The 9,841-nt window shown below is 72.1% G+C and carries 6 protein-coding genes and 1 pseudogene; all 7 read left to right on the forward strand.

Going from position 1 to position 9,841, the window contains the following annotated elements; translation table 11 throughout:
* Positions 1–283 precede the first annotated feature (283 nt).
* On the forward strand, positions 284–3,235 hold the full coding sequence (locus ACWDBE_RS37985; protein ID WP_449810247.1) for a putative bifunctional diguanylate cyclase/phosphodiesterase: 2,952 nt from the start codon (positions 284–286) through the stop codon (positions 3,233–3,235).
* A 329-nt stretch (positions 3,236–3,564) separates the two neighbouring features.
* Positions 3,565–5,418, forward strand: coding sequence for an acetolactate synthase large subunit (locus ACWDBE_RS37990; protein ID WP_449810245.1), 1,854 nt, complete (start codon positions 3,565–3,567; stop codon positions 5,416–5,418).
* An 85-nt stretch (positions 5,419–5,503) separates the two neighbouring features.
* Positions 5,504–6,028: an acetolactate synthase small subunit gene (ilvN, locus tag ACWDBE_RS37995; protein WP_049657946.1), complete on the forward strand. Its 525-nt coding sequence runs from the start codon at positions 5,504–5,506 to the stop codon at positions 6,026–6,028.
* 99 nt (positions 6,029–6,127) lie between these two features.
* Complete coding sequence (ilvC, locus tag ACWDBE_RS38000; protein WP_449793135.1) at positions 6,128–7,126, forward strand: ketol-acid reductoisomerase; 999 nt, start codon at positions 6,128–6,130, stop codon at positions 7,124–7,126.
* 232 nt (positions 7,127–7,358) lie between these two features.
* Positions 7,359–8,939 carry a phosphoglycerate dehydrogenase gene (gene serA, locus ACWDBE_RS38005; RefSeq protein ID WP_449793134.1) on the forward strand — a complete coding sequence of 527 codons (1,581 nt, stop codon included), beginning with the start codon at positions 7,359–7,361 and terminating at the stop codon, positions 8,937–8,939.
* Between the two features lie 285 nt (positions 8,940–9,224).
* Positions 9,225–9,386 (forward strand): hypothetical protein, encoded by a 162-nt coding sequence (locus ACWDBE_RS38010; protein ID WP_363382932.1) that lies wholly within the window; start codon positions 9,225–9,227, stop codon positions 9,384–9,386.
* A gap of 227 nt (positions 9,387–9,613) precedes the next feature.
* Positions 9,614–9,841 (forward strand): annotated as a pseudogene (locus tag ACWDBE_RS38015) (DUF2809 domain-containing protein); the annotation flags it as partial.

Below are 9,841 nucleotides of genomic sequence, written 5' to 3' on the forward strand. Positions count from 1 at the left end.
GTGACGGAATTGGTGTAGGGTCCATTTTGGGAGCATCGGTACGGTGTGGCGACCGGCAGGTCGCCCACCCCCTGGGCCGCCGTCCTGGCGGGGCGCCAGGCCATCGCGCACGTCCGAGAGGTGCGCGGCCGATGGTCCGTGGCCGGGGCGCGAGGCCCCGGGCCGGAGGGGGAGAGGCCGAGTGAGCTCCACCGAAACGGTGCTGCGCGGAACCGGACGGCCGGACGCACCGCGCGCCGACACGTCCGCCGTCGACGCGCCCGCAGCCGTCCGCTGCAGACGGCTGTGCCGGATCCGGGACAGCCGCGCGCTGCCCGGCTTCGTCCTGGGCGCGCTCTGCGCGGCCTACGCCGCGGGCGCCGCCACGGGCTGGGGATCGCACCAACTGTCCGTCTTCATGGGAGACTTCGGGCTGGCAGCGGCGGCCCTGGCGGCCGCGCTGTCCTGCCTGGTGTACGGCTGCACCGTCGGCGGGCACGCCCGCCCGGCCTGGCTGCTGTTCGGCCTCTCCTCGATCATGGTCGCCTTCGGCAACGGCACCTGGGGCTGGTACGAGCTGGTCCTGCGCTCCCCGCTGCCCCAGGACTCGCTCGCCGAGTACGCCTTCCTGCTGTTCGCCCCGCTCGCCATCACCGGCGTCCTGGTACTCGCCCAGCACCCGCGCACGGCGGCCGGCTGGCTCTGCCTGCTGCTCGACGGCTGGCTGATCGCCGGCTCGCTGTTCACCCTCAGCTGGAGCCTGGCGCTCGGCCGGATCGCGGCCGGGGAGGACGGCTCACCGCTGCGCCTGGCCCTCAACCTGGCCTACCCCGTGCTGGACATCCTGCTGGTCAGCCTGGTGGTCGGGCTGCGCTTCCGGGGCCGGGACGGCAACCGGGCGGCGGTGCACACGGCCATGCTGGCGCTCGCCGTCACCGTCACCTGCGACGCCCTGTTCACCTCCCCGGAACTGCGCAGCAGCTACCACTCGGGCGAACTGCTGGACGCCGGCTGGTTCGCCGGCAGTCTGCTGCTGGGCTGGGCGCCGTGGTCGCCGCGCTGGCGCCGTCCGCTGCGCGACCACCCCTCGGCCGGCGGCCTGCCGCACCGCCGGGTGGCCACCACCTTCAGCGCGCTGACCCCGTACGCGGCCGCCGCGGTCTGCACCGCCGGAATCCTCTACAACGCCCTCGGCGGGCGGGAGTTGGACCGGGTGGTGGCCGCCGCGGCCTGCACCGTCGGGCTGGCGCTGATCCTGCGGCAGGGCGTGATGCTGCTCGACAACCTGTCGCTGGCCCAGGAACTCGCCCACAAGGAGGCGCACTTCCGCTCCCTGGTGCAGGGCTCCAGCGACGTCATCATGATCGCCGGCGCCAACGGCGTGCTCTCCTACGTCTCCCCGGCCGCGCTCGGCGTCTACGGGCGGGATCCGGAGGAGCTGGTCGGCGGCAACCTGCTGGACCTGGTGCACCCCGAGGACGTCAGCCGGGTGCTCTCCGAGGTCCGCCGCTACCTCGCCAGGGTCCGGCTCGCCACCCACCGCAGCCCCGGCACCGCCGTGCCCTCCGCCCGGGTCGAGTGCCGGATCAGCTCCGGCGCGGGGGAGTGGCTGCACGTCGAGTCCAGCGTCAGCAGACATCGCGACGGCCTGCTGCTCAACAGCCGGGACGTCACCGAACGCGTCATGCTCCAGGCCCAGTTGCACCACAACGCCTTCCATGACCCGCTCACCGACCTGCCCAACCGGGCGCTGTTCACCCAGCAGCTGCGGGCCGCCCTCGGCGCCCGCGGCCAGCAGGGCGAGACCGGGGCCGGGATCGCGGTGCTCTTCCTCGACCTGGACGGCTTCAAGGCGGTCAACGACACCGCCGGACACCAGGTCGGGGACGAGCTGCTGGTGCAGGCCGCCCGCCGGCTCCAGGGCGCCGTCCGCTGCGGGGACACCGTCGCCCGGTTCGGCGGCGACGAGTTCGCCGCGCTGGTCTGCGGGCCGCTCGGCCGCCTCCAGGTCCAGGAACTGGCCGAGCGGCTGCGCCTCGCGCTCTCCGAGCCGTACTGGATCGGCGGCGCCGAACTCAGCGTCGCCGCCAGCATCGGCATCGCCTTCGGCACCCCCGAACGCGGCCCGGCGGCCGACCCCAGGGCCGCCGCCGACGAGCTGATGCGCAACGCCGACCTCGCGATGTACCGGGCCAAGTCCGAGGGCAAGGGCCGGGTTGTGCTCTACACCCCCGCCATGCGGGCCGACCTGGAGCGCCGCACCGAACTGGAGGAACGGCTGCGGCTGGCCGTCAGGGAGGGCGGCTTCACGCTGCTCCACCAGCCCGTGGTGGACCTCGGCAGCGGCGCGGTGACCGGCGTGGAGGCCCAGGCCCGCTGGCGCTCGGTGGGCGGCCTGCTGCTCACCCCGGCCGAGTTCCTGCGCTCGACCGAGCACGGCGACGCGGCGACCAGGTTCTCCCGCTGGCTGGTCCTGGAGGCGGTCAGCGCGGCCGCCGAGCGGCGCGGCCTGCCGGGCCGGGGCCGCGGGCTGCCCGAGCCCGTCCCGGTGGCCGTCCGACTGTCCGTCGAGCGGCTCTGCTCGCCCGGCCTGTACGAGACGGTGGCCGCGGCGCTGCGCGACAGCGGGCTGCCCGCCGACGAACTGGTGATCGAGGTGGCCCGGATGGGCCCGGACTCGCTCGCCGACGAGCTCGGCCGCCGGCTCTCCGCCCTGCGCGGCCTCGGCGTCTCCACCTGGCTGGCCGGGTACGGCGCCGGCGGCGGCTCGCTCGGCGCCCTCGCCCGGCTGCCGCTGGACGGGCTCAAGCTCGACCGCACCCTCGTCCAGGACCTCGGCGAGTCCCCGCTCAGCCGCACCCTCGCCGGGCACGCGCTGCGGCTCGGCCGCGACCTCGGGATGGTCACCGCCGCCGAGGGGGTGGACCTGCCGCGCCAGGTCGCCGCGCTGCGCGACCTGGGCTGCGGACAGGCCCAGGGCTCGGCCTTCGCCCCGCCCCTGGACGAGCCCCGGCTGCGCCGGGCGCTGGCCCGCCGCGACTACCCGCTGCCCACGTCGACGGGTCCGCTCCCGGCTCGCCGCCCGTACCCGTCGGCCGTCGACGACACCCGGACGGGTGGCCGCCCGAACGGCCGGACGGACGCCACGCCGGGACGTGGCGCACATCACCATGGCGGCTCTGACCTGCCCGAACACCGTGCCGTTACTGGTCCGTCGGGGGGTCCGCATGGCGAGACGGTCGTCCCACCTGCTTGACACGTCGCCCCGCACGGGAGGAAGGTCGTTGCCATGCGCACCCGAATTCTCGTACTTGGCGGGCGCGTCGGCTGAGTGGGCTCGTACGCCCTGCTCGTGACAGACCGACGCGCCACCCCTCGCATGCCCTTGGGCACGAGGGGTTTTTTGTTGCACTGACGCTGTTCCACCTCCGCAAGACCCCTGGCCTCGACCGCCGAGCAAGTCCGACCTGTCGGATGAAGCGGGACGATTGAGGCAGAGCCGGCGATCGACCCGGACCGGGACCCCACCCTCGCAGCACCGGGGCCCGCACACCGGGTCGGCAAAACCCGAGAAGAGACAGGCAGATGACCGAGCACGCCGCATCCCCCCGCCGCGGGGACAACCCGGCCGCCAACGCTCCCGCTCCCCAGCACGTCGTCGAGACCATGACCGGCGCCCAGTCGCTCATCCGCTCCCTGGAGGCCGTGGGCGCGGACACCGTCTTCGGTATTCCGGGCGGGGCCATCCTTCCCGCGTACGACCCCCTGATGGACTCCGTCAAGGTGCGCCACATCCTGGTCCGTCACGAGCAGGGCGCCGGTCACGCCGCCACCGGCTACGCGCAGGCCACCGGCCGGGTCGGGGTCTGCATGGCGACCTCGGGGCCGGGTGCGACCAACCTGGTCACCCCGATCGCCGACGCCTACATGGACTCGGTGCCGGTCGTCGCCATCACCGGCCAGGTCTCCTCCAAGGCGATCGGCACCGACGCCTTCCAGGAGGCGGACATCTGCGGCATCACGATGCCGATCACCAAGCACAACTACCTGGTCACCGACCCGGCCGAGATCCCCCGGGTGATCGCCGAGGCCTTCCACATCGCCGCCACCGGCCGCCCCGGCCCGGTCCTGGTCGACATCGCCAAGGACGCGCTCCAGGCGACCACCACCTTCCGCTGGCCGGTCGAGACCGCGCTGCCCGGCTACCGCCCGGTGACCAAGCCGCACGCCAAGCAGATCCGCGAGGCCGCGAAGCTGCTGGTCAGTGCCAAGCGCCCGGTGCTGTACGTCGGCGGCGGCGTGCTCAAGGCGCAGGCCACCGCCGAGCTGCGGATCCTCGCCGAGCTGACCGGCGCCCCGGTCGTCACCACCCTGATGGCGCTCGGCGCCTTCCCGGACAGCCACCCGCAGCACCTGGGCATGCCCGGCATGCACGGCTCCGTCCCCGCCGTCACCGCGCTCCAGAAGTCCGACCTGCTGTTCACCCTCGGCGCCCGCTTCGACGACCGCGTCACCGGCAAGCTGGACGGCTTCGCCCCCAACGCCAAGGTCGTCCACGCCGACATCGACCCGGCCGAGATCGGCAAGAACCGTCCGGCGGACGTGCCGATCGTCGGCGACGCCCGCGAGGTCCTCGCCGACCTGATCGTCGCCGTCCAGGCCGAGTTCGACGCCGGCCACAGGGGCGACTACACCGAATGGTGGGAGCGGCTCGACGAGTGGAAGAAGACCTACCCGCTCGGCTACGAGCCGGCCCCGAACGGGCAGCTCTCGCCGCAGCAGGTCATCGAGCGGATCGGCCGGATGGTCGGCTCCGACGCGATCTACGCCGCCGGCGTGGGCCAGCACCAGATGTGGAGCTCGCAGTTCATCCAGTTCGAGAAGCCGGGCACCTGGCTCAACTCGGGCGGCGCGGGGACGATGGGCTACGCCGTCCCCGCGGCGATGGGCGCCAAGGCCGGCCGGCCGGAGACCGCGGTCTGGGCCATCGACGGCGACGGCTGCTTCCAGATGACCAACCAGGAGCTGGTCACCTGCGCCCTGAACGACATCCCGATCAAGGTCGCGGTCATCAACAACGGCTCGCTGGGCATGGTCCGGCAGTGGCAGACGCTGTTCTACAACCAGCGCTACTCCAACACCGTGCTGCACTCCGGCCCCGGCCACGACGGCGTCGAGCCGCCGGCCCAGGGCACCCGGATCCCCGACTTCGTCCGGCTGTCCGAGGCGATGGGCTGCGTCGGCCTGCGCTGCGAGCGCCCCGAGGACCTCGACGCCGTCATCAAGCAGGCGATGGAGATCAACGACCGCCCGGTCGTCATCGACTTCATCGTCCACCAGGACGCCATGGTCTGGCCGATGGTCGCGGCCGGCACCAGCAACGACGAGATCCAGTTCGCCAGGGGCGTGCGCCCCGACTTCGGCGACGATCTCGACTGATGTCCCTGCCCGCCCGCCCGTCGCCCACCACCGCCCTTCCCGGGACCGGCTGCGCCGGACCCCTCCTGTGCGACTGAGGAACCCCATGTCCAAGCACACCCTCTCCGTCCTGGTCGAGAACAAGCCCGGCGTGCTCGCCCGCATCGCCGCACTGTTCTCCCGGCGGGGCTTCAACATCGACTCCCTCGCCGTCGGCTCGACCGAGCACCCGGACGTGTCCCGGATGACGATCGTGGTCAACGTCGAGGACCTCCCGCTGGAACAGGTCACCAAGCAGCTCAACAAGCTCGTGAACGTGATAAAGATCGTCGAACTCGACCAGTCCGCTGCGATCCAGCGGGAACTGGTCCTGGTGAAGGTCCGCGCCGACAACGAGACCCGGTCGCAGATCGTCGAGATCGTCCAGCTGTTCCGTGCCAAGACCGTCGACGTGTCGCCCGAAGCGGTGACCATCGAGGCCACCGGCAGTTCGGACAAGCTGGAGGCCATGCTCCGGATGCTGGAGCCTTACGGCATCAAGGAGTTGGTCCAGTCCGGCCTGGTCGCCATCGGCCGCGGCGCGCGCTCCATCACGGACCGCTCGCTGCGCGCCCTGGACCGCAGCGCCTGACCGGCGTCATCGCACCACCCAAAGACCCAAACCACCCGCCGGTGCGCATACGGTGAACACCGCGTACCCGGCAACCACCACGCAAGGAGATGTGCCCCCGTGGCCGAGCTGTTCTACGAAGACGACGCCGACCTGTCCATCATCCAGGGCCGCAAGGTCGCGGTCATCGGCTACGGCAGCCAGGGCCACGCCCACGCGCTGTCGCTGCGCGACTCCGGCGCCGACGTCCGGGTCGGCCTGAAGCCGGAGTCCAAGTCCCGTGCCAAGGCGGAGGAGGCCGGCCTGCGCGTCGTCACCCCGGCCGAGGCCGCGGCCGAGGCCGACGTCATCATGATCCTGGTGCCGGACCCGATCCAGGCCGACGTCTACGAGGCCGACATCGCCCCGCACCTGAAGTCCGGCGACGCCCTGTTCTTCGGCCACGGCCTGAACATCCGCTTCGGCTTCATCAAGCCCCCGGCGGACGTCGACGTCTGCATGGTCGCCCCGAAGGGCCCGGGCCACCTGGTCCGCCGCCAGTACGAGGAGGGCCGCGGCGTCCCCGCGATCGTCGCGGTCGAGCAGGACGCCTCGGGCAACGCCTTCGCCCTGGCGCTGTCGTACGCCAAGGGCCTGGGCGCCACCAAGGCCGGCGTCATCAAGACCACCTTCACCGAGGAGACCGAGACCGACCTGTTCGGTGAGCAGGCTGTCCTCTGCGGTGGCACCGCCGCCCTGGTGAAGGCCGGGTTCGAGACCCTGGTCGAGGCCGGCTACCAGCCGGAGATCGCCTACTTCGAGTGCCTGCACGAGCTGAAGCTCATCGTCGACCTGATGTACGAGGGCGGCCTGGAGAAGATGCGCTGGTCGGTCTCCGAGACCGCCGAGTGGGGCGACTACGTCACCGGCCCGCGGATCATCACCGACGCCACCAAGGCCGAGATGAAGAAGGTCCTCGCCGAGATCCAGGACGGCACCTTCGCCAACACCTGGATCGCCGAGTACAAGGCGGGTCTGCCCAAGTACAACGAGTACAAGAAGGCCGACGAGGACCACCTGCTGGAGACCACCGGCAAGAAGCTGCGCTCGCTGATGAGCTGGGTCAACGAGAAGGCCTGACCCCCTTCAGGGCCGGTTCCGGCCCCGATTCTGTAACCCCGTTGTACAAGTAGGCTGCTCTCGTCCGAGTGATTTCGCCGGACGGGAGCAGCCCGCCATCCAGCCCGTCGATACACTCCGAGTGCGCGTCAGGCCCACAGCGTCGTGCGTCTACCTACGCGGCATGCCACCTTTCCCCGCCCTCCACGCCACCCACGTGCTCGGGGGAACCGGACAGTTAAGGACCACTGTCGTGAGCAAATCCGTAGTTCTGATCGCCGAAGAGCTCTCGCCCGCCACCGTCGACGCCCTCGGCCCCGACTTCGAGATCCGCCACTGCAACGGCGCGGACCGCACCGAGCTGCTCACCGCGATCGCCGACGTCGACGCGATCCTGATCCGCTCCGCCACCAAGGTCGACGCCGAGGCGCTGACCGCCGCCCGCAAGCTCAAGGTCGTCGCCCGGGCCGGCGTCGGCCTGGACAACGTGGACGTCTCCGCCGCCACCAAGGCCGGCGTGATGGTCGTCAACGCGCCGACCTCCAACATCGTCACCGCCGCCGAGCTCGCCTGCGGCCTGCTGATCTCCGTCGCCCGCAACATCGCGCCGGCCAACGCCGCGCTCAAGCAGGGCGAGTGGAAGCGCAACAAGTACACCGGCGTCGAGCTGAGCGAGAAGATCCTCGGCGTCGTCGGCCTCGGCCGGATCGGCGTCCTGGTCGCCCAGCGGATGTCCGCGTTCGGGATGAAGATCGTCGCGTACGACCCCTACATCCAGGCCGCCCGCGCCGCGCAGATGGGCGTCAAGCTGGTCTCGCTGGAGGAGCTGCTGGAGGTCTCGGACTTCATCACCGTCCACCTCCCCAAGACCCCGGAGACCATCGGCCTGATCGGCGACGACGCGCTGCACAAGGTCAAGCCGACCGTCCGCATCGTGAACGCCGCCCGCGGCGGCATCGTGGACGAGGAGGCGCTGGCGGACGCGCTGCGCGACGGCCGGGTGGCCGGCGCCGGTCTGGACGTGTACGCCAAGGAGCCGTGCACCGACTCCCCGCTGTTCGCCTTCGACAACGTGGTCGCCACCCCGCACCTGGGCGCCTCCACCGACGAGGCGCAGGAGAAGGCCGGCATCGCCGTCGCCAGGTCGGTGCGCCTCGCGCTGGCCGGCGAGCTGGTGCCGGACGCGGTGAACGTCCAGGGCGGCGTGATCGCCGAGGACGTCCGGCCGGGCCTGCCGCTGGCCGAGAAGCTCGGCCGGATCTTCACCGCGCTGGCCGGCGAGGTGGCCGTCCGCCTCGACGTCGAGGTCCGCGGCGAGATCACCCAGCACGACGTCAAGGTGCTCGAACTGTCCGCGCTGAAGGGCGTGTTCGAGGACGTGGTGGCGGAGACGGTGTCCTACGTCAACGCCCCGCTGTTCGCCCAGGAGCGCGGTGTCGAGGTCCGCCTGACCACCTCCAGCGAGAGCCCCGAGCACCGCAACGTGATCACCGTTCGCGGCACGCTCGCGGGCGGCGAGGAGATCGCCATCTCCGGCACGCTGGCCGGCCCCAAGCAGACCCAGAAGATCGTCGGCGTGGACGCCTTCGACGTGGACGTGGCGCTCACCGACCACATGGCCTTCTTCAAGTACGAGGACCGCCCCGGCGTGGTCGGCGTGCTCGGCCGCCACCTCGGCGACGCGGGCATCAACATCGCCGGCATGCAGGTCGCCCGCGACGGCGGCAGCGCGCTGGCCTCCATCACCGTGGACACCGAGATCCCGCAGGAGGTGCTGTCGGCCATCGCCGCCGAGATCGGCGCCCACTTCGCGCGCTCGGTCGACCTGGGCTGATCCACCGGCTCCGGCGGGGCCCGGACCACCGTTCGAACGGTGGTCCGGGCCCCGCTGCGTCCTCCCGGGTGACACCCGTCTCAGATAGTAGGAAATCCAAGTATTCGTGCAGACACGGCCGGGGCGCGGCCTTACCGTGGAAGGGCCATACGGTGTGCCGCCCCTGTAGCCAGGGCGTGCGGCCCGTGTAGGCGTGCGCCTTCACGAGCAGGCGATCCCTGCTCCCGCGCTCCCTTCCCCCTCTTCGCGCCCGCCTCCCGCGGCGCCGCTTCCAAGGAGCCCGGTATGTCGCCGACCGCCGACCGTCACGCCACGTCCGCCCCCGCCGCCACCCCCGTCCGCGCCCCGCGCCGCCGGCGGGCCGCCGAGCGGAACCCCTTCGCGGCGGCCGCGCTGCAGCGCTCGCTGGACCGCCGGGACAACGGCGGAGTGACCGGCCACCACTGAGGTCCGGCGGAGCGGCCGGCAGTGGCGTTCATCCGCCGAATGGGCCGTACGGGTCGTCAGAACGTCACCCAGTAGAGTGCAACCCCGGTCCGTCCGAGGGAAGTTGCTCGTCCCCGGTGGCGCGATCATCCTAATTTGGGGTCCTCGGAGGGGTGATCGACGTTCGCGTGGGCGGGCGTCAGCGACACGGAGTGCGGATCAGTCCCCCTGCCGGGGGAGAGGGCCCAGTGCGTCTGCCATCCGTCCGCCGACCCGCCGCCCGGATCGGCCTCACCCTGGCCCTGCTGGCCGGAAGCGCCGTCCTCGCCGCCACCCCGGCGGCGGGCGGTCCACCGACCGCGGGGCCGCCTTCCGCCGGACCGCCGGGGCCGGGCCGAACGGCCTCCGTGCTGCTCGAACTCACCACCGAGGCGGCCGGCTCCGCCTGGCGGCGCGCCGCCGACGGCGCCCGGCGG

It is taken from the genome of Kitasatospora sp. NPDC001132 (genome assembly GCF_053598415.1).